Source organism: Streptomyces sp. P1-3, from assembly GCF_050613155.1.
In the GTDB taxonomy this organism is placed as follows: Bacteria; Actinomycetota; Actinomycetes; order Streptomycetales; family Streptomycetaceae; genus Streptomyces.
The window spans coordinates 5452354-5472478 of record NZ_CP192512.1; the positions used below are offsets into that span (position 1 = coordinate 5452354).

The 20125-nt window shown below is 72.2% G+C and carries 15 protein-coding genes; 8 read left to right on the top strand and 7 right to left on the bottom strand.

From position 1 onward, the window contains the following. Positions 1–11: 11 nt before the first annotated feature. The gene (locus ACQUSR_RS23080; RefSeq protein ID WP_431044505.1) at positions 12–1640 is read right to left on the bottom strand and encodes an MFS transporter; all 1629 of its coding nucleotides are present in this window, start codon (positions 1638–1640) and stop codon (positions 12–14) included. 508 nt (positions 1641–2148) lie between these two features. Between ACQUSR_RS23080 and ACQUSR_RS23085 the strand changes: the two genes are divergently transcribed. Together ACQUSR_RS23085 and ACQUSR_RS23090 are read left to right on the top strand one after the other, a co-directional pair. Next, complete coding sequence (locus ACQUSR_RS23085) at positions 2149–2925, top strand: helix-hairpin-helix domain-containing protein (RefSeq protein WP_431044506.1); 777 nt, start codon at positions 2149–2151, stop codon at positions 2923–2925. Positions 2926–3263: 338 nt separating this feature from the next. Beyond that, positions 3264–5894, top strand: a complete 2631-nt coding sequence (locus ACQUSR_RS23090; protein WP_431044507.1) for a ComEC/Rec2 family competence protein — start codon at positions 3264–3266, stop codon at positions 5892–5894. On the opposite strand, the gene ACQUSR_RS23095 is transcribed toward ACQUSR_RS23090, so the two are convergent. Both ACQUSR_RS23095 and ACQUSR_RS23100 read right to left on the bottom strand, forming a co-directional pair. Beyond that, positions 5797–7287, bottom strand: a complete 1491-nt coding sequence (locus ACQUSR_RS23095; RefSeq protein ID WP_431044508.1) for a substrate-binding domain-containing protein — start codon at positions 7285–7287, stop codon at positions 5797–5799. The two genes, ACQUSR_RS23090 and ACQUSR_RS23095, sit on opposite strands and share 98 nt — an antisense overlap. Positions 7288–7551: 264 nt before the next feature. Further along, positions 7552–7800, bottom strand: a complete 249-nt coding sequence (locus ACQUSR_RS23100; protein ID WP_431044509.1) for a hypothetical protein — start codon at positions 7798–7800, stop codon at positions 7552–7554. A 55-nt stretch (positions 7801–7855) separates the two neighbouring features. Here ACQUSR_RS23100 and holA point away from each other — a divergent pair, with 55 nt between their 5' ends. After that, on the top strand, positions 7856–8848 hold the full coding sequence (gene holA / locus ACQUSR_RS23105) for a DNA polymerase III subunit delta (protein ID WP_431044510.1): 993 nt from the start codon (positions 7856–7858) through the stop codon (positions 8846–8848). Positions 8849–8930: 82 nt separating this feature from the next. Here holA and ACQUSR_RS23110 read toward each other — a convergent pair whose 3' ends face one another. Together ACQUSR_RS23110 and rpsT are read right to left on the bottom strand one after the other, a co-directional pair. After that, positions 8931–9854 (bottom strand): hypothetical protein, encoded by a 924-nt coding sequence (locus ACQUSR_RS23110; protein ID WP_431044511.1) that lies wholly within the window; start codon positions 9852–9854, stop codon positions 8931–8933. A gap of 233 nt (positions 9855–10087) precedes the next feature. Further along, positions 10088–10354, bottom strand: a complete 267-nt coding sequence (rpsT, locus tag ACQUSR_RS23115; RefSeq protein WP_431044512.1) for a 30S ribosomal protein S20 — start codon at positions 10352–10354, stop codon at positions 10088–10090. A 198-nt stretch (positions 10355–10552) separates the two neighbouring features. Between rpsT and lepA the strand changes: the two genes are divergently transcribed. The 3 genes from lepA to hemW all read left to right on the top strand — a co-directional run bounded on the left by lepA (position 10553) and on the right by hemW (position 15894). Further along, positions 10553–12427: a translation elongation factor 4 gene (gene lepA / locus ACQUSR_RS23120; RefSeq protein ID WP_431044513.1), complete on the top strand. Its 1875-nt coding sequence runs from the start codon at positions 10553–10555 to the stop codon at positions 12425–12427. Between the two features lie 213 nt (positions 12428–12640). Then, the gene (locus ACQUSR_RS23125) at positions 12641–14563 is read left to right on the top strand and encodes an AMP-dependent synthetase/ligase (RefSeq protein ID WP_431044514.1); all 1923 of its coding nucleotides are present in this window, start codon (positions 12641–12643) and stop codon (positions 14561–14563) included. 98 nt (positions 14564–14661) lie between these two features. Further along, the gene (gene hemW, locus ACQUSR_RS23130) at positions 14662–15894 is read left to right on the top strand and encodes a radical SAM family heme chaperone HemW (RefSeq protein WP_431044515.1); all 1233 of its coding nucleotides are present in this window, start codon (positions 14662–14664) and stop codon (positions 15892–15894) included. A gap of 127 nt (positions 15895–16021) precedes the next feature. Here hemW and ACQUSR_RS23135 read toward each other — a convergent pair whose 3' ends face one another. Together ACQUSR_RS23135 and ACQUSR_RS23140 are read right to left on the bottom strand one after the other, a co-directional pair. Then, the gene (locus tag ACQUSR_RS23135; protein WP_431044516.1) at positions 16022–16846 is read right to left on the bottom strand and encodes a DUF3097 domain-containing protein; all 825 of its coding nucleotides are present in this window, start codon (positions 16844–16846) and stop codon (positions 16022–16024) included. 46 nt (positions 16847–16892) lie between these two features. After that, positions 16893–17615 (bottom strand): MBL fold metallo-hydrolase, encoded by a 723-nt coding sequence (locus ACQUSR_RS23140; RefSeq protein WP_431044517.1) that lies wholly within the window; start codon positions 17613–17615, stop codon positions 16893–16895. Positions 17616–17840: 225 nt separating this feature from the next. On the opposite strand from ACQUSR_RS23140, the gene hrcA reads away from it, so the two are divergent. Then, the gene (gene hrcA, locus ACQUSR_RS23145) at positions 17841–18857 is read left to right on the top strand and encodes a heat-inducible transcriptional repressor HrcA (protein WP_304465540.1); all 1017 of its coding nucleotides are present in this window, start codon (positions 17841–17843) and stop codon (positions 18855–18857) included. Continuing rightward, complete coding sequence (gene dnaJ, locus ACQUSR_RS23150; protein WP_304461661.1) at positions 18858–19997, top strand: molecular chaperone DnaJ; 1140 nt, start codon at positions 18858–18860, stop codon at positions 19995–19997. Positions 19998–20125: the final 128 nt, after the last annotated feature.

Consider the following 20125-nt stretch of genomic DNA (forward strand, 5'->3'; position numbering starts at 1 on the left):
GTGACCGGAGGTCAGTGCACTGGTGCCGCGTCCGGTGCGATGGCGCTCTCCTGGTGGCTGTCCGCGCCGGAAGTGTCGTCATGTGCGGCGAGGGCGCTCTCGTGCAGGTCCTGCGTACGGATGAACGCGAAGGCGATGAGCGCGCCGAGTGCGGCCAGCGCGGCGCACACGAGCATGACGTCGTTGAGCCCGTCTGTGAAGGCGGTGCGTGCCGCCTGATCCAACTGCGCGGCCAGCTCCGGCTGCCGGATGCCGGCGGCCGCCTCCGTGCCGCCCCCCGCCGCGACCGCCTCGCCGAACTCCTCGGCCCGGCCCCCCAGCGCCTGTCCGGCCGCGGAGTCCACGAACAGGTGGGTGACGCGCGCCTGGAACAGGGCGCCGAAGGCGGCGATGCCCACCGCGACGCCGACCTGCTGGAACGTCTCCCCGATGCCGGAGGCCATACCCGCCTTCGACGGCTCCACGACGGCGATGGAGAGGGAGGCGCGGGGCGGGTTGAACAGCCCCATGCCCAGGCCGATTCCGAACATGCTCGGCAGCAGGGCCGTCCACGCGCTGTCGGCGTCCACCATGGTGACCAGCGCCAGGCCGACGGCGATGGAGGCCAGGGACAGCCCCACGAGCACCCGCTGGGGCATACGGGTCGTCAGACTGCCCGCGACGGCCGCCGCGACGAAGAGGGTCAGGGTCAGCGGCAGGAAGCGCACGCCGGTCTCCCAGGCCGAGAAGCCGAGCACGTTCTGGACGTAGGAGATCTGCAGGAAGATCGCCGACATCGTCGCCGCCGCGCACAGCAGGGTGACGATCGAGATGCCGTTGAACGTCACGTTGCGGAACAGCGCGAGCTGGAGCATCGCCCGTTCGCCGAGCCGCCGCTCGATCAGCCAGAAGACGGCGAAGAGCACTGCGGAGAAGGTGAACATGGCCACGATCGGGGTGCTGCCCCAGCCTTCGGCCTCGCCGCGCAGGAAGCCCAGTACCAGCAGGCCGAGCGCGCCGGAGAACGTGGACAGTCCCCACCAGTCGACGCGCTGGGCCAGCGGGTCGCGCGACTCGCGCATCCGGAGCGCGCCCATCAGCAGTGCCGCCAGTCCGATCGGAACGTTGACCAGGAAGATCCAGCGCCAGGTGAGGCCCTCGGTGAGGGCGCCGCCGATGAGTGGACCGAACGCGATGGCGAGTCCGACCACGCCTCCGAAGACGCCGAAGGCCCACCCGCGGTCCTTGCCCCGGTACTCGTGCCCGATCAGCGCGGGTCCGATGGCGAACAGCACGGCCCCGCCGATGCCCTGAACGCCGCGGGCGACGGACAGGAAGAGCGCGTCCGGAGCGATGCCGCAGGCGAGGGAGGCGAGCACGAAGATCACGAATCCCGCGTTGAAGACCCTCTTGCGGCCGAGCCGGTCCGCCAGCGAACCCGCGGTCAGCAGGAACACCGCCAGGCCCAGGGCGTAGGCGTCCAGGACCCACTGGAGTTCGGAGAACGAGGCGTCGAAGTCCGTGCGCATGTCGGGCAGCGCGACGTTCACCACGGTCAGGTCGAGCATCAGCATGAACGTCGCGACGCAGACGGCGGCGAGTGTCCAGCCGCGGCCCGTGTTCCTGGCTTCCCTGTCGGTTTGCTCGGATTGCTCGGGCATGGTCTCCCCCGGTTCTGCATGATCGATCTATTTGGCAAATCATCGGAATCGCAGATTATTTGAGACCGTATCATGTGAGGCGCCGATGATGTGAGATTGCGTGCAGTCCCTCGTGTGGGTGGCCAAGTTGTCCACAAGTCACCGGTAGTCCCCAGGGATTGAGGGGGGACCGGCAGGGCGGCGGCGGTCTGTCTACCGTCGGCATATGGGAGTGCGATCACGGAACGTCACCAGCTCGGCGCCGCCTACGGCCTTGGCCTCGGCCTCGGCTGGCGCACGGTCGGCGCATGGGCGCGCGGCGGAGTTATTGGGCGAGGCCGGTTCGGCGTCTGGTGCGGGTGCGGGTGCCGGTGCCCCGGCTGATGCCGTGTCGGACGATGCTGTGCCTGACGTCTCATCTGGTACGGGGCGCGACCGCGAGCTTGAGGGAAGGCATGGCAGCGGGACGCGTGACGACGGCGGCGTCGAGGGTGGTGATCGCTCTGACGGCGGCTCCGGTCGGGGCGCCGTGTCGCGACGGGAACGGCTGCGGCTCGCCGTCCAAGAGCGGTTGCCACTGTGGTGGCAGACCAGATGCGGTGTCGAGCCACGCGCGGTCGCGGCGGTCGCGATCGTGCTGCTCGTGGCTGCGGGCTTCGCCGTCTATCACTTCTGGGCCGGGCGGCCGCAGACCGTACGGGCTCCGGCCCCCGAGCCGCTCCGGGCGGCGTCGGCCCAGCCGTCGGCCGACGGGAGCGCTGCGGCCGGGGCCGCTCCGACGGCGGCCGGCGTGCCTCCCGCGCCGTCGGCGGGCGGCGGCCGCACCGTCGTCGTCGACGTGACGGGCAAGGTCCGGGATCCGGGGGTACGTCGGCTGCCGCTGGGGGCACGGGTCGGCGACGCGCTCAAAGCAGCCGGGGGAGTGCGGCCGGGCACCGACGTCAGCGGCCTGAACCGCGCCCGGGTGCTGGTGGACGGAGAGCAACTCGTCGTCGGCGCGCCACCGGGCCCCGCCCCGGGCGGCGGCGTCCCGGGCGCCTCGGCTGCCGGGACGGGTGGTGGACCGCCGGCCGGCTCCCCCACCGGGACAGGTGGCGGGGCGTCGGCACCGGCCGGACCGGTGAGCCTGAACTCCGCCACGGCGGAGCAACTCGACACCCTCCCCGGAGTCGGCCCGGTCCTCGTCCAGCACATCCTGGACTACCGCGCCCAGCACGGCGGTTTCCGCTCCGTCGACGAACTGCGGCAGGTCACCGGCATCGGCCCCCGCCGCTTCGCCGACCTCCGCCCCCTGGTCCGGCCATGACGGACACGGACACGGACACGTCGCGGGCTCGGGCCGCCGGTGCCGTGCCGGACGCGGGTTCTTCGCGGGCTCGGGTTGATGGTGCCGTGCCGGACGCGGGCCCTTCGCGGGTTCGGGTTGATGGTGCTGTGCCGGATGCGGACTCGGGGCGGGCTAGGGGCCATGGTGCTGTGCTGGACGCGGACGTCGCGCGGGCTGGGGCACGCGGTGCTGTGCTGGATGCGGACTTGGGGCGGGCTGGGGTCCACGGTGCTGTGCTGGACGTGGACGTCGCGCGGGCTGGGGCACGCGGTGCTGTGCTGGACGGGGACTTGGGGCGGGCTGGGGTCCACGGTGCCGTGCCGGACGCGGACTCTGCGCGGACCCGAGCCCTGGTCCACGCGGCGGCGGCCTCGCCGCGCGGCGCCGCGAACCCCCGGCAGGAGGGCCCGGCCGACCTGCGCCTGGTGCCACCCGCCTTGGCCGCGTGGGCCGCGGCGGCCCTCGCCTTGGACGCCCCCGGCCCGGTGGTGGCCGCGGCCTGCGCCGGGGCGGTGCCGGCGGTGGGCGTACTGCTCTGGGCGGCCGGCCGCCGGGGCGCGACGCGGCGACGCGAGGGCGGCCCCCGACGCGTGGCGGCCCGGATGCCGGGGCGGAACGGCGGTGTCCTCGTCGCCATCGCCATGGCGTTGCTCTGCGCCGCCGCTGCCGGAGCTGTGGCCGGGCTGCGGGCGGCCGAGTCGCATCGGGGACCGGTGCCCGAACTGGCTCGGCGGTACGGCGAGGCCACCGTGCAGGTGACGGTGACCGGCGATCCGCGCCGCGCCCGGCCCCATGTTCGCGGTGCCGCCCAAGCTCCGGCGACGGTGGTGTTCGCGGCCGAGGCCACCCGCGTCACGGCACTCGACGGCACGGTCACCACGGGGCGGGTGCCCGTCATGGTCACGGTCCATCCACGCGGCGGAGCCCAGGACGCGTGGCTCGCCCTGCTGCCGTCCACCCGCCTGCGGGTCTCCGGACGGCTGGCCCCGCCCGTGCGGACCGCGGACAAGGCCGGCGCCGTCATCCGCGTCGTGGACGGGGGCCCGCCACGCGTCACCGGTGCGCCCACCGCCGCACAGCGCGTCGCGGGTCGGCTGCGGGCCGGGCTGCGCACCGCCACGGACGGGCTCGACGCGGACGCGCGGGCGCTGCTGCCGGGACTGGTGGTCGGGGACACCTCGCGGGTGCCATCGGAGCTGGAAGAGGCGTTCCGGGCCACGGATCTGACGCACCTCCTGGCGGTCAGCGGCAGCAATCTGACCTTGGTGCTCGCCCTGCTCATCGGCCCACCGCGGCTCGCGGGGCGCGCCGAGCGGCGCGGCCTCGCCGCCCGGCTGGGTGTCCCGCTGCGTACGACTGCCCTGGTCGGGGGCGGGCTCACCCTCGCGTTCGTCGTGGTGTGCCGGCCGGAGCCGAGCGTGCTGCGGGCGGCGGCCTGCGGGCTCATCACGCTCCTGGCGATCGGTACCGGACGCAGCCGTTCCCTGCTCCCCGCGCTCGCCGCCGCCGTACTCGTCCTCGTGCTCTACGATCCGTGGCTCGCCCGCAGTTACGGGTTCCTGCTGTCCGTGCTGGCCACCGGTGCCTTACTGACCCTCGCGCCCCGCTGGACAGCCGCCCTGTGCCGTCGCGGGTGGCCGCCTCGCCTGGCGCAGGTCCTGGCGGCCGCGGCGGCCGCCCAGGCGGTGTGCGCGCCGGTGGTCGTGGTGCTGGCGGCCAGGGTGAGCCTGGTGGCCGTCCCCTGCAATCTGCTCGCCGAGTTCGCGATCGGACCCGCCACGGTCCTCGGCTTCGCCGCACTCGCCGCCGCGCCGTTCGCGCTCCCCGTGGCCCGGGCGCTGGCGTGGCTGGCGGCCTGGCCGGTGGAGTGGATCGCGGCCGTGGCCCGCACCGGGGCGGCACTGCCCGGCGCGGAGGCCGACTGGCCGGGGGGCTGGTGCGGCGCGCTGCTGCTGGCCGCGGTAATTGGCGTGGCCGTGCCGGTGGGGCGCCGGCTGCCCGCCCGTCGATGGGCCTCTGTCGCCTGCGCGCTCCTGCTGCTGGTCGTGTTGCTGCGCCCGCCTCCGCTGACCCGGTTCGTCACCGGCTGGCCGCCGCCCGGCTGGCGGATGGTGGCCTGTGACGTGGGCCAGGGAGATGCCCTGGTGCTGTCCGCCGGGGACCGTTCGGCCGTGGTCGTGGACACCGGGCCCGAGCCGCGCGCGGTCGACCGGTGCCTGCGCGCCCTCGGGGTCGACCGTATCCCCTTGCTGGTGCTGACCCACTTCCACGCGGACCATGTCGCTGGGCTGGCGGGGGCGTTGCGGGGCCGTGCCGTCGGAGCCATCGAGACGACCGCCTTGCGGGAACCGCGCGGCCAGGCCGAGTCGGTGCGCCGGCTGGCCGGCGCCGCCCGGATCCCGCTGATCACCGCGGTCCCGGGGGAGCGGCGCCGGGTCGGCCCGCTGTCCTGGGAGGTGCTGTGGCCGCCCGGGGCGGCCGCGCGGCTCCCGGTGGAGGGGCCGAACGACGCGAGTGTGGCCCTCCTGGTCCGTAGCGCCGGGCTGACCCTGCTGCTTCTCGGCGACCTCGAACCCCCTGCCCAGCAGGGGCTGCTGGCCGCCCATCCCGGGCTGTCACAGGTCGACGTCGTCAAGGTCGCCCATCATGGTTCGGCCTATCAGGACCCGGAGCTGATACGCCGTCTGAGCCCGAGCCTGGCCGTCATCTCCTGCGGCGCGCGGAACCCCTACGGGCATCCGTCGCCCCGCACGGTCGCCGTGCTGCGGGACGCGGGAGCGGCCGTGGTCCGTACCGACACCGACGGCGCGGTCGCCGTCGTCGGCTCGGGGGCCGGGCTGCGGGCGGCGGTCAGGGGCGGCAGGCGGAGTCCGCCACGCTCCGCCGGTCGGCGCAGGGCACGTGCTTGTACATCCGCATCAGGTTCTTCGCGGTGTCGCTGTTCATGAAGGCCAGGAACTTGGCTGTGAGGGAGCCGTCCTCCGGCCGCCCGTAAGTGTAGAGGTACTCGACCGCCCAGAAGGGATAATCGCGTTGCCTGCCCCACTCGATGTCCGGTTCGTGGCCGTCCAGCCGGACGGTGACGACGTCGTGGTGCTTGGTCGCCGCGTACGTCTCGGTGTAACCGATCGCGCCCGGCACCCGGTTGACGGTGTCGAGCAGATCGCCGGTGCTGTTGACCTCGCAGCGGGTGACGCGTGCCCGCCGGTCCCGGTCCCTCGTGGCGCAGTCGAAGGAGGAGACCACGGCGGTCTCCGAGCGGTCCAGCACCCTCGTCTCGAAGGTTCTGCGGGTGCCGGACCGGCTGTCGCGGCTGACCAGGCGTATCGGCTGGTCGGTGCCGCCCAGTTGCCGCCAGTCGGTGTACGTGCCGTCGTAGATCTTGCGCACCTGGGCGAGCGTGAGGTTGTCGACGCCGTTGCGCCGGTTGGCCACCAGGCTGAGCAGGACGACGCCGACCGGCTGCCGACCGTCCAGGTCGCGGTACGACGCCGGGGCGGGGACGTCCGACATGGCGATGAAACCGGGGCTGCCGCCGCGTGCCGCCCGCCCGGCGCGGTCCAGATTCCCCAGGCCTGCCAGGCTGCCGTTGCGGTGCACGGTGATCTCGGCGCCCGGGCACTGCTTCTCGTACGCCTTGCCTATCTCGGCCATGGGCGGCGCGAAGGCGGTGGAGCCGTCGATGGTCAGCCGGCCGGAGGCACAGGCGGTGGCGTCGACCGTGCGCCCGGGGCGGCTCAGCAACAGCCCGCAGAGCAGGCCGACCAGGATGATGAAGACCCCGCCGAGGGCGAGATGCGGGGTGCTCGGACCGCGGCGCTGGGCGTTGCGTCTGATACGGCCGCCGCTGATGAAGCCGTCCACAGTGACCTGGTCGCCGGGTCCGGAGAGCAGGACGAGCAGCTTGAAGTGGTCCCGCCGGTTGAGCGGCACCTTGGGGACGACGAGCCTGCTGCCGTCGGGCCGAAGCCCGTTGTTGCGGGTCAGCATCGCCTGGAGGGTCGGCGGGTTGGCGTCCGGCACCTCGACCCCGACGACCGTCCGGCCGGGGAAGGCGACGGTCAGCGGCTCCTGGTAGTCGTGCCGGACGATGTCCTTGCTGCCGTCGTTCTCCACGCGCAGCAGCGCCAGCGTCGCGTCGGCGACCTCCTGGTTCTCCCGCAGCAGCCGCAACTGCACGATGGTGTGGGCCGCTTGGGGGTTCATACCGATCGCGGTGTCCATCTGCACCCGGTAGCCGATGCGCTTCCGCCCCGGGAGGAAGCGCTCCACCGCCCAGACCGCGCCGGTGGCCACCAGTCCGGCGGCGGCCAGGATGGTCTCGGTGTCAGGAAGGGCCACGGCCACCTCGCACACATGGTCGTTTACGGACGCCAGAAATCTATGGAGGACGCGCGCCCTCCGGTCGCGCTTGGGCGGCCCGTCACCAGAGGTTCATCTACCGGTCCCCGGCCCCCGGACCGCGGCGTCGGTCGCCTGCCGCGAGCACCTCGGTGCAGACGAGGAGGAGGCGCGCGGAGTCAGCGGGCCACCGTGCCGGCCTCAGACCGTGCCGGCCCCAGCCGCGCCGGCCTCAGACCGCGCCGGCGTCAGACCTTGTCGGCCTCAGACCGCGTGGTCCTCCAGCCACCCCTCGTACTCCTCGGCCAGCTCGTGCAGCTTCCCCGCGTCCAGACGTCCCGCCGCGTCCTCCACGACCACCAGCCACTGCGCGTCCTCGGCGTCGTCCTCGCCCGCCAGCGCATCCCGTACCAGCCGCGGCTCCTCCTCCAGCTCGAAGTGCTCGGCCAGGTTTTCGGCCAGTTCTTCGGCGGCATCGCGGTCGGGGAGCACCAGGACGTGTCGTTCGTTCACCGGATCATTGTCCGACAGCCGGGAGTGTCAGTGGCCCGTGGGATGCTGGTCGGTGATGGCCAGGAAGAGTACGACCGACGACCCGCTCGCCCCCGTGACCCTCGCCGTGGGACAGGAGGACCTCCTCCTCGACCGCGCCGTGCAGCAGGTCGTCAGGGCGGCCCGAGCCGCCGACCCCGACACCGATGTGCGCGACCTCACCCCCGACGCGCTGCAGCCCGGCACGCTCGCGGAGCTGACCAGCCCTTCGCTGTTCGCGGAGCGGAAGGTGGTGGTGGTCCGCAACGCCCAGGACCTCTCCGCGGACACGATCAAGGACGTCAAGGGCTACCTCGGCGCGCCCGCCGAGGAGATCACCCTGGTCCTGCTGCACGCCGGGGGGGCCAAGGGCAAGGGGCTGCTGGACGCGGCGCGCAAGGCGGGGGCGCGTGAGGTCGCGTGCCCGAAGATGACCAAGCCCGCCGACCGGCTGGCGTTCGTGCGGTCGGAGTTCCGGGCCATCGGCCGGTCCGCGACCCCGGAGGCGTGCCAGGCCCTCGTCGACGCCATCGGTAGCGACCTGCGGGAGCTGGCCAGCGCCTGCGCCCAACTGGTCGCCGACATCGAGGGCACCATCGACGAAGCCGTCGTCGCCCGCTACTACACGGGCCGGGCCGAGGCGTCGAGCTTCACCGTCGCCGACCGGGCCGTCGAGGGCCGCACGGCCGAGGCGCTCGAAGCGCTCCGCTGGGCGATGGCGACCGGCGTGGCACCGGTGCTGATCACCAGCGCGCTCGCCCAGGGTGTGCGGGCCATCGGCAAACTGGCCTCCGCCCCGCGCGGGGCACGGCCCGCCGACCTGGCCCGCGACCTGGGCATGCCGCCGTGGAAGATCGACCGGGTGCGGCAGCAGATGCGCGGCTGGTCGGCGGACGGAGTGGCGGTCGCGCTGCGCGCGGTGGCCGAGGCGGACGCGGGCGTCAAGGGCGGCGGGGACGACCCGGAGTACGCCCTGGAGAAGGCCGTGGTCACCATCGCCCGGGCAGCCCGCGCGGGCCGCACCCGCTGACCGCCGCGCGCCCGTCTAGTCGTCAACCGTCAGCGGGTCCGCCGTCAACCGTCAGCGGGTATCAGCCGTCAGCCGTCAGCCGTCAGCCGTCAGCCGACTCGCCGGAGCGGAGCTTCGCCAGCGTCCCCCTGGCGCTCTCCGTGATCATCTTCTCGGCGTCCTCGACGGACACCGGCGTCTCGGTCGACGAGGTGCCCACGTACTGCGACCAGGTGATGGAGTACGTCATCCAGCCGTCCCGCACACCGAGGATCAGGTACTCGCCGTCGTTGCGGTTCTCGCCGTCCTCGCCCTTCTCCGACTGGGTCACGAGATAGGCCTCGTCACCGATCCCCGTGACCGCCTTGACCGCGTAGCTGGTCTTCGAGGTCCCCTGGTCCGCGTACTCCCGGTAGCTCGCCTCGAACTCCGGAGCCGGGTCCGTCTTCTTGTGCAGGCGCGCCGAGCTGCTGGTCCAGACGTTGGAGTAGTCGGAGTCGGAGGAGGACTGCGACTTCAGGTTGACGCTGCATTGCATCGAGGCGAGCGCGGGCCGCTCGCCCCCGCTGGACTCGGGGTTCTCCTCGTCCTCCTCCGGCTCCTCGACTTCGAAGCCCCTGTCCTTGAACGGCTTGAGCTCGGTGGCCGCGCACAGGTCGTCGGTATACCGGTAGCCCGCCAGGTCGGCCTTCTCCTCGCCGTCGAAGGCGCCGGTGGCGAAGAGCACGCCCGCCCAGACCGCCGAGGCGACGACCGCCCCGCCGAGGCCCCAGAGCCAGCCCTTGCTCCGACCGGCGCCGGTCGGCGGCGCCGCGGGGGGCGGGGTGGCGGAGCCGAAACCGCCGGGCGCGGGGAGCGGCGTCCCCGGCAGCGTCGGCTGCGCGTACGGACCGGGCGCGCCGGGCTTGGCCACGGGCTGCTGCGGCGGCACCTGCGAGGCGTACGGGTTCGGCTGCCCATGTTGCGGCTGCGGTGGGCCGTACGGCTGCTGGGCGTATGGGTTGGGCTGATCCCCCGGTATCGACATGCACGAAGCGTACCGGAGCGTGTACATGACGCGAGGCCCGACGCCGTCCTGGGGAAGGACGGCATCGGGCCTCGTGGTGAAGCTGTGGTGCGCCGCACCCGCGTGGCGAACGCAGGCCGCGTGCGGCGCGATGCTGCTGTGCAGGAGGCTCCTGCGGGCCGCCGGTCGGAGCGGGTGAGAGGGACCGCTGTGTGCCCGTCCCGGCGAGGGGCGCTGACGCCCCGGGGTTGCGGTCAGCCCTTGAGGGAGGCGACCTGCTGCGCCAGCGCCGACTTCTTGTTGGCGGCGGCGTTCTTGTGGATCACGCCCTTGCTCGCGGCCTTGTCGAGCTTCTTGGTGGCCTCGCCCAGGGCGACGGCGGCCTTCTCGACGTCACCGGCGGCCACGGCCTCACGGGTCTTGCGGATCGCGGTCTTGACCGAGGACTTGACGGCCTTGTTGCGCAGGCGCGCCTTCTCGTTGGTCTTGTTCCGCTTGATCTGGGACTTGATGTTCGCCACGAATGAGCCTTTTCAGGTTCGATTGGAATTGCTTCTTGATCAGCTGTTCGACAGCTGTGCGCCTCGGACTGAGAGGGCACGAGACACAGTGGTCCAGGCTACCAGCAGGCCCTATCGCGTCCCAAACCGAAGGGCGGCGCCCAGTCATGGGACCATAGAGGGAAATACACCGAGTCCCGCCTAGACACAGGACGCTGCGTGCCCGCGACCCCTACCCATGTGCCGGAGCCAAGCCGTACCGACCCGGCGCTCATCCGCAACTTCTGCATCATCGCGCACATCGACCACGGCAAGTCGACGCTCGCCGACCGGATGCTCCAGCTGACCGGCGTGGTCGAGCAGCGGCAGATGCGCGCGCAGTACCTCGATCGCATGGACATCGAGCGCGAGCGCGGCATCACGATCAAGTCCCAGGCGGTCCGGCTGCCCTGGGCGCCCACGCAGGGCGAGGCCGCGGGCAGCACCCACATCCTCAACATGATCGACACGCCGGGCCACGTGGACTTCACGTACGAGGTCTCGCGTTCCCTCGCGGCCTGTGAGGGCACCGTCCTGCTGGTCGACGCGGCCCAGGGCATCGAGGCCCAGACCCTCGCCAACCTCTACCTGGCGATGGAGAACGACCTCACGATCATCCCGGTCCTCAACAAGATCGACCTCCCGGCCGCCCAGCCGGAGAAGTTCTCCGAGGAGCTGGCCGGTCTCATCGGCTGCGATCCCGAGGACGTCCTCAAGGTCTCCGCGAAGACCGGCGTCGGCGTGGACGCGCTGCTGGACCGCGTCGTGGAGCGGATCCCGGCCCCGGTCGGCGTCGCCGACGCCCCCGCCCGCGCGATGATCTTCGACTCGGTCTACGACTCCTACCGTGGCGTCGTCACCTACGTCCGGGTGGTGGACGGCCAGCTGTCCAAGCGTGAGCGCATCCGGATGATGTCCACCGGCGCCACCCACGAGCTGCTGGAGATCGGCACCAACTCCCCGGAGATGCTGTCCGCCGACGGCCTCGGCGTCGGCGAGGTGGGCTACCTGATCACCGGTGTGAAGGACGTCCGCCAGTCCAAGGTCGGTGACACCATCACCCAGCAGTCGGGCGGTGCCACCGAGGCGCTGGGCGGCTACAAGGATCCCAAGCCGATGGTGTTCTCCGGCCTCTACCCGCTGGACGGCTCCGACTACCCGGACCTCCGCGAGGCCCTGGACAAGCTCCAGCTCAACGACGCGGCCCTGGTCTACGAGCCGGAGACCTCCGCGGCGCTCGGCTTCGGCTTCCGCGTCGGCTTCCTCGGCCTGCTCCACCTCGACGTGATCCGCGAGCGCCTGGAGCGGGAGTTCGGCCTCGACCTGATCGCCACCGCCCCCAACGTGGTCTACCGCGTGCTCATGGAGGACGGCAGCGAGCACACGGTCACCAACCCGAGCGAGTTCCCCGAGGGCAAGATCGGCGAGGTCTACGAGCCGGTCGTGCGCGCCACGATCCTGGCCCCGAGCGAGTTCATCGGCTCGATCATGGAGCTGTGCCAGACCCGTCGCGGCACGCTCCTCGGCATGGACTACCTCTCCGAGGACCGCGTCGAGATCCGCTACACGCTGCCGCTGGCCGAGATCGTCTTCGACTTCTTCGACCAGCTGAAGTCCAAGACCCGCGGCTACGCCTCGCTCGACTACGAGCCCACCGGCGAGCAGGCGTCCAGCCTGGTCAAGGTCGACATCCTGCTGCATGGCGACAAGGTCGACGCCTTCTCCGCCATCACGCACAAGGACGCGGCGTACGCGTATGGCGTACGGCTCGTCGCCAAGCTGAGGGAGCTCATCCCCCGGCAGGCGTTCGAGGTGCCGGTCCAGGCCGCGATCGGCTCCCGGGTCATCGCCCGCGAGACCATCCGCGCCATCCGCAAGGACGTCCTCGCCAAGTGCTACGGCGGCGACATCTCCCGTAAGCGGAAGCTGCTGGAGAAGCAGAAGGAGGGCAAGAAGCGGATGAAGATGGTCGGCTCGGTGGAGGTCCCGCAGGAGGCGTTCATCGCGGTGCTGTCCAGCGACGAGTCCGGTGGCCAGGGCAAGGGCAAGAAGTAGGCCCCGGTCGCATACGCCCCCGTACGGCCCGGCGCGTCTCGTGCCGGGCCGTTACGTTCGCCTGCGGAACATAGCGGTACGTAGTCGATCGATTACGCTTTCAACAACGTCCGGCCAGACCCTTATCAAGCAGGTGTCCGGCCCTTACCCTGATCTCGCTCGAAGGTTACTCGTGAGTCAACAAGGGCTGAGGCGGGCCCTGCGGAGGATGCCGTGACCGACACACAGAAGCTGCTCGACACCCGGCCGGCGTCCCTGGCGACGCTCTTCCTCGAACGCGTCGAAGAGACACCGGACACCGAGGCGTACCGCTACCCGGTGCCGTCTTCCCCCAAGCGGGCTTCGCTCGAGCAGGGAGGTGCCCCCACCGGAACGGGCCCCGACGACTGGCGCTCGCTGACCTGGGGGCAGACCGCCGACCGGGTCTTCGCCATCGCCGCCGGACTCGTCGACCTCGGGCTCCACCCCGAAGAGCGGGTGGCGCTGGCCTGCAGCACCCGCGTCGAATGGATCCTCGCCGACCTCGGTGTGCTGTGCGCGGGGGCGGCCACGACCACCGTCTACCCGAGCACCAACGCCGAGGAGACGGCGTTCATCCTCGCCGACTCCGGCAGCCGGGCCCTGATCGCCGAGGACGCGGCCCAACTCGCCAAGGCGCGAGAGAAGCGCGCCGAGCTGCCCGAGCTCCGCCATGTCGTGGTGATCAAGGCCGAGGACGCGGTGCCCGCCGAGGGGGACCCCGACGGCTGGGTGCTCTCCCTCGACGAGCTGGAGAAGCGCGGTGCGGCGTACCTGGCCGAGCACCCCGACTCCGTACGGGAGCGCATGGACGCGCTCCGCTCCGACCAGCTCGCGACGTTGATCTACACTTCCGGCACCACCGGCCGGCCCAAGGGCGTCCGGCTCCCGCACGACGCCTGGTCCTACATGGCCCGCGCGATCCAGGGCACCGGCCTGGTCCGCAGCGACGACATGCAGTACTTGTGGCTGCCGCTGTCGCACGTCTTCGGCAAGGTGTTGACCGCGCAGCAGATCGCGCTCGGCCACGCCACGGCCGTGGACGGCCGGGTCGACAAGATCATCGAGAACCTGCCGATCGTCCGGCCCACCTACATGTGCGCCGTACCGCGCATCTTCGAGAAGGTCTACAACGGTGTGGCGGCCAAGGCCCGCGAGGGCGGCGCCGCCAAGTACAAGATCTTCCTGTGGGCCGCCGACGTGGCCCGCGAACACGCCAAGGTCTCGCAGGACACCTTCCGCCGCACCGGCCGCGCGGACGTCCCCTTCGGCCTCAAGGCCAAGCACGCCGTCGCCGACAAGCTCGTCTACGCCAAGCTGCGCGAGGCGTTCGGCGGCAGGCTGCGCGCCACCGTCTCCGGCTCGGCCGCGCTCGCCCCCGACATCGGCTACTTCTTCGCGGGCGCGGGCATCAACATCCTGGAGGCGTACGGCCTCACCGAGTCCAGCGCCGCCAGCTTCCTCAACCCGGAGAACTACCGCACCGGCACCGTCGGCAAGGCGCTGCCCGGCCTGGAGGTGCGGATCGCGGAGGACGGCGAGATCCTGCTGCGCAGCCCGGGCGTCATGCAGGGCTACCACGGTCTGCCGGAGAAGACGGCGGAGGTGCTGGAGCCGGACGGCTGGTTCCACACCGGGGACATCGGCGAACTGTCGCCGGACGGCTACCTGCGGATCACCGACCGCAAGAAGGACCTGATCAAGACCTCCGGCGGCAAGTACGTGGCACCCGCCGAGGTCGAGGGGCGGTTCAAGGCGGTCTGCCCCTTCGTCTCCAACATCCTGGTGCACGGCGCCGACCGCAACTACTGCACCGCGCTCATCGCCCTCGACGAGCCGACGATCATGGGCTGGGCCGAGGAGCACGGCCTCGCCGCCACGACGTACGCCGATGTCGTGGCCACCCCCGAGGTCAACGAGCTGATCGACGGCTACGTGCGGCGCCTCAACGAGGGGCTCCAGCGCTGGCAGACGATCAAGAAGTTCCGGCTGCTGCCGCGTGACCTGGACGTCGAGCACGGCGAGCTGACCCCGAGCCTCAAGCTCAAGCGGCCGGTGGTGGAGCGGGAGTACAAGGACCTGATCGAGGAGATGTACCAGGGAGCGCGCGAGGCCTAGCCTCCGCGAGCCGTACGGGCGGGGCCTCCGCTCAGCCCCGCCCGTACCCGCCCCGGAGCCCGTCGGGCCCGCTCCGGCGATGCCGGACAATGGGACGTATGCCTTCCGTACTGCCCGATGGTGAGCCCGTGCCGGACGACGGGGCGCTGCCCCACCACGCACTGGACGGTGCCGCCGGGCGGCCCCTCGGCTTCTATCTGCACGTCCCCTACTGCGCGACCCGCTGCGGCTACTGCGACTTCAACACGTATACGGCCAGTGAGCTGCGCGGCTCCGGCGGCGCGCTCGCCTCGCGCGACAACTACGCCGACACGCTCGTGGAGGAGGTCCGCCTGGCCCGCAAGGTGCTGGGCGACGACCCGCGCCCGGTGGAGACCGTCTTCGTCGGCGGCGGCACGCCCACCCTGCTCCCCGCCGCGGACCTGGGCCGGATGCTCGCCGCCATCAGGGACGAGTTCGGGCTCGCCGACGGGGCGGAGATCACCACCGAGGCCAACCCGGAGTCGGTTGATCCGCGCTACCTCGCCGAGTTGCGGGAGGGCGGCTTCAACCGGGTGTCGTTCGGCATGCAGAGCGCCCGGCAGCACGTGCTGCGCGTGCTGGACCGCACCCACACCCCCGGTCGCCCCGAGGCCTGCGTCGCCGAGGCCCGGGCCGCCGGGTTCGACCACGTCAACCTCGATCTGATCTACGGCACGCCGGGCGAGAGCGACGACGACTGGCGGGCCTCCCTGGACGCGGCGCTCGGCGCGGGCCCGGACCACGTCTCGGCGTACGCGCTGATCGTCGAGGAGGGCACCCAGCTCGCCCGGCGCATCCGGCGCGGCGAGGTGCCGATGACGGACGACGACGTGCACGCGGACCGGTATCTGATCGCGGACGAGACGCTGTCGGCGGCGGGCTTCCACTGGTACGAGGTCTCGAACTGGGCCACGTCGGAGGCCGGGCGCTGCCGCCACAACGAGCTGTACTGGCGCGGCGCCGACTGGTGGGGCGCGGGCCCCGGCGCGCACAGCCACGTCGGCGGCGTGCGGTGGTGGAACGTGAAGCACCCCGGCGCGTACGCGCAGGCCCTGAGCGAGGGCCGGTCACCGGGCGCGGGCCGCGAGGTCCTGGGCCAGGAGGACCGCCGCGTGGAGCGGATCCTGCTGGAGCTGCGCCTGGTGGACGGCTGCCCGCTGGATCTGCTGGCCCCGGCGGGGCTCGCGGCCTCCCGCCGCGCCCTGTCCGAGGGCCTGCTGGAGCGGGGCCCGTACGAGGCGGGGCGCGCGGTGCTCACGCTGCGCGGGCGGCTGCTGGCGGACGCGGTGGTGCGGGACCTGGTGGACTGAGCTTTCCCGGGGCTCCGCCCCGGACCCCGGTCCTCAATCGCCGGACGGGCTCGATTTTCGAGCCCGTCCGGCGATTGAGGACAAAATCGGGAAGGGGCGGGTAGGGGAAAGAACCGCCGGAGGCGGATCAGGCCGGCGTCGTCACGAAATCGATCAGCTCCTCCACCCGCCCCAGCAGCGCGGGCTCCAGGTCCTTATAGCTGCCCACCGAGCCCAGGATCCGCTGCCAGGCCGCACCCGTGTTCTCCGGCCACCTCAGCGCCCGGCACACCCCCGTCTTCCAGTCCTGCCCGCGGGGAACCGACGGCCACGCCGGGATGCCGACCGACGACGGCTTCACCGCTTCCCACACGTCGATGTACGGGTGGCCGACCACCAGCACGTCGTCGCCCGTCACCTCCGCCGCGATGCGTGACTCCTTCGAGCCGGGTACGAGGTGGTCCACCAGGACACCCAGCCGGGCGTCCGGACCGGGGCCGAACGCGTCCACGATCGCCGGGAGGTCGTCGACCCCCTCCAGGTACTCGACCACCACACCCTCGACGCGCAGGTCGTCGCCCCACACCTTCTCGACCAGCTCGGCGTCGTGGCGGCCCTCCACATAGATGCGGCCCGCACGGGCGACCCGCGCCCGCATGCCGGGGACCGCGATGGAGCCGGAGGCGGTCAAGCGGGGGCCGGTGCGGGCCGCAGCCGCCGGGCGGACGAGGGTCACGACGCGCCCCTCCAGGAGGAAGCCGCGCGGCTCCATCGGGAAGACCCGGTGCTTGCCGAACCGGTCCTCCAGCGTCACCGTCGGGCCCTGCGCGGTCTTCTCGCACCGGATCACCGCGCCGCAGAAGCCCGTGGTGACCTCCTCGACCACGAGATCGGGCTCCGCGGGAACCTCGGGCACGGGCGCCTTCCGCTTCCACGGAGGAGTGAGATCGGGGTTGTACTCTCTGCTGCGCACCGGCCGACGATACGAAGAAATGGCAGGTCGTGGCTACGAGGCAGGGCTACGACACGCCGAAACGCGCCGCCAGCTCCGCGCGCTGGGCCCGGACGAATCCGGCATCCACCACGGCCCCGTGCCCCGGCACGTACACCGCCTCATCGCCGCCCAGCGCGAGCAGCCGGTCCAGCGCGGCGGGCCACCGGCCGGGGACTGCGTCCCGCCCGGCCTGCGGTTCCCCCGACTCCTCGACCAGGTCGCCGCAGAAGACCACCTCGGGCGGACCGGGGACCAGCACCGCGAGATCGTGACCGCTGTGGCCGGGGCCGACGTTGGCCAGCAGGACCCGCCGCCCGCCGCCGAGGTCGACGGTGAGCTCCCCGCAGACCGCGTGCCGCGGCCGTACGAGCAGATCCGCGGCCTCGGCCGCGTCCTCGGCGTCGACACCGTGCCGTACCGCGTCCGAGCGCAGCTCGTCCCGCTCGCGCGCCAGCAGCTCGTCCAGACCGACCGCCCCGTACACCTCGCAGCCCGAGAAGGCGGCCGTGCCCAGCACATGGTCGAAGTGCGGATGGGTGAGCACGATGTGGGTCGGGCGGCGGCCGAAGAGCGCGGTGACCTCGCGGCGGATCTCCGCCCCCTCGGCGAGCGTCGCGCCGGTGTCGACCACCAGCAACCCGTGCTCGCCCGCGATCGCGCCGGTCGTCGCGTCCCAGCCCGGCAGCCGCCGCCGGGCGACGCCCGGCGCCAGCCGTTCCCAGCGGGCCGGTTCCCCGTTGCTGTCCATATGTCAGACGCTAGCGCGCGATGTCTGACCCCAGCGTGCGGCGGCGCGGCCCAGGGTGCCCGGGCGGGTCCGCTCCCGGTCCGGTGTGGTTGTCCACAGGGCCGGGACGGGCCTTGCCCAGGCCGTGGCACCCGGCCGTACACTGGCTCAGGAAGATCTGGCACTCATGACAGCTGAGTGCCAGGGGACAAGGCCCGGGAATCGGCCGGACTGGAGGTGCGCGCGATGCTGAGTGAACGCAGACTTGAGGTGCTGCGCGCCATCGTCCAGGACTACGTGGGCACCGAGGAGCCGGTGGGCTCCAAGGCGCTCACGGAGCGGCACCGGCTCGGCGTCTCACCGGCCACCGTGCGCAACGACATGGCCGCCCTGGAGGACGAGGGGTTCATCGCCCAGCCGCACACCAGCGCGGGCCGGATCCCCACCGACAAGGGCTACCGCCTCTTCGTGGACAGGCTTGCGGGCGTCAAGCCGCTGTCCCCGGCGGAGCGGCGCGCCATCCAGAACTTCCTGGACGGCGCGGTGGACCTGGACGACGTGGTGAGCCGCACGGTGCGGCTGCTGGCGCAGCTGACCCGGCAGGTCGCCGTCGTGCAGTATCCGTCGCTGACCCGTTCCACGGTGCGGCATGTGGAGCTGCTCGCGCTCGCGCCCGCCCGGGTCATGCTGGTGCTGATCACGGACACCGGCCGGGTCGAGCAGCGCATGGTGGACTGCCCGGCCCCCGTCGGGGAGACGTCGCTGGCCGATCTGCGGGCCCGGCTGAACAGCCGGGTCGTGGGGCGGCGCTTCTCGGACGTTCCGCAGCTGGTGCAGGATCTGCCCGAGTCCTTCGAGGCAGACGACCGGGGCACGGTCTCCGCCGTGCTCGCCACGCTGCTGGAGACCCTGGTCGAGGAGACCGAAGAGCGGCTGATGATCGGCGGCACCGCCAACCTCACCCGCTTCGGACATGACTTTCCTCTCACCATCCGGCCCGTTCTGGAGGCGCTGGAGGAACAGGTCGTCCTCCTCAAGTTGCTCGGCGAGGCCAAGGATTCGGGCATGACCGTACGCATCGGGCACGAGAACGCCCATGAAGGGCTGAACTCCACGTCCGTCGTCGCGGTCGGCTACGGTTCTGGCGACGAGGCGGTCGCCAAACTCGGCGTGGTCGGACCGACCCGCATGGACTACCCCGGAACGATGGGAGCGGTACGCGCAGTGGCACGTTACGTCGGACAGATCCTGGCGGAGTCGTAAGTGGCGACTGACTACTACGCGGTCCTGGGCGTGCGGCGCGATGCCTCGCAGGACGAGATCAAGAAAGCGTTCCGGCGGCTGGCGCGCGAGCTGCACCCGGATGTGAACCCGGACCCGAAGACCCAGGAGCGGTTCAAGGAGATCAACGCCGCTTACGAGGTCCTGTCGGATCCGCAGAAGAAGCAGGTCTACGACCTCGGCGGCGACCCCCTGTCCAGCACGGGCGGCGCGGGCGCGGGTGCCGGCGGCTTCGGCGCGGGCTTCGGGAACTTCTCCGACATCATGGACGCGTTCTTCGGGACCGCGTCGCAGCGCGGACCGCGCTCCAGGACGCGGCGCGGCCAGGACGCCATGATCCGGCTCGAGGTCGAGCTGAACGAGGCGGCCTTCGGCACCACCAAGGACATCCAGGTCGACACGGCCGTGGTCTGCACGACCTGTAGCGGTGAGGGCGCGGCCCCCGGCACCTCGGCCCAGACCTGCGACATGTGCCGCGGCCGCGGCGAGGTCTCCCAGGTGACGCGGTCCTTCCTGGGGCAGGTCATGACCTCCCGTCCGTGCCCGCAGTGCCAGGGCTTCGGCACCGTCGTGCCGACCCCGTGCCCGGAGTGCGCGGGCGACGGGCGGGTGCGCTCCCGGCGCACGCTCACGGTCAAGATCCCCGCGGGTGTCGACAACGGCACCCGGATCCAGCTCGCCGGGGAAGGCGAGGTCGGCCCGGGCGGCGGCCCGGCCGGCGACCTGTACGTGGAGATCCACGAACTGCCGCACCCGGTCTTCCAGCGCCGCGGCGACGATCTGCACTGCACGGTCACCATCCCGATGACGGCGGCGGCCCTCGGCACGAAGGTGCCGCTGGAGACGCTGGACGGCCTGGAGGAGGTCGACATCCGGCCCGGCACCCAGTCCGGCCAGTCGATCCCGCTCCACCAGCGCGGCGTCACGCATCTGCGCGGCGGCGGCCGGGGCGACCTGATCGTGCACGTCGAGGTGCAGACCCCGACCAAGCTCGACCCGGAGCAGGAGGAACTGCTGCGCCGTCTGTCGAAGCTCCGGGGCGAGGAGCGCCCCATGGGCGAGTTCAAGCCAGGGCAGCAGGGGCTGTTCTCGCGCCTGAAGGATGCTTTCAACGGACGCTGACGCGGCTCCCCGCCAGGCTCCGCTTGGCCGCCCCCGGACCGGGTCCGGGGGCGAATAGGGCGAACCGGTGCCTGTCCGGCCGCCGGGCGCCGACGCGCCCGAGGCCGGTACTGCTCGGTGCCGCCGAC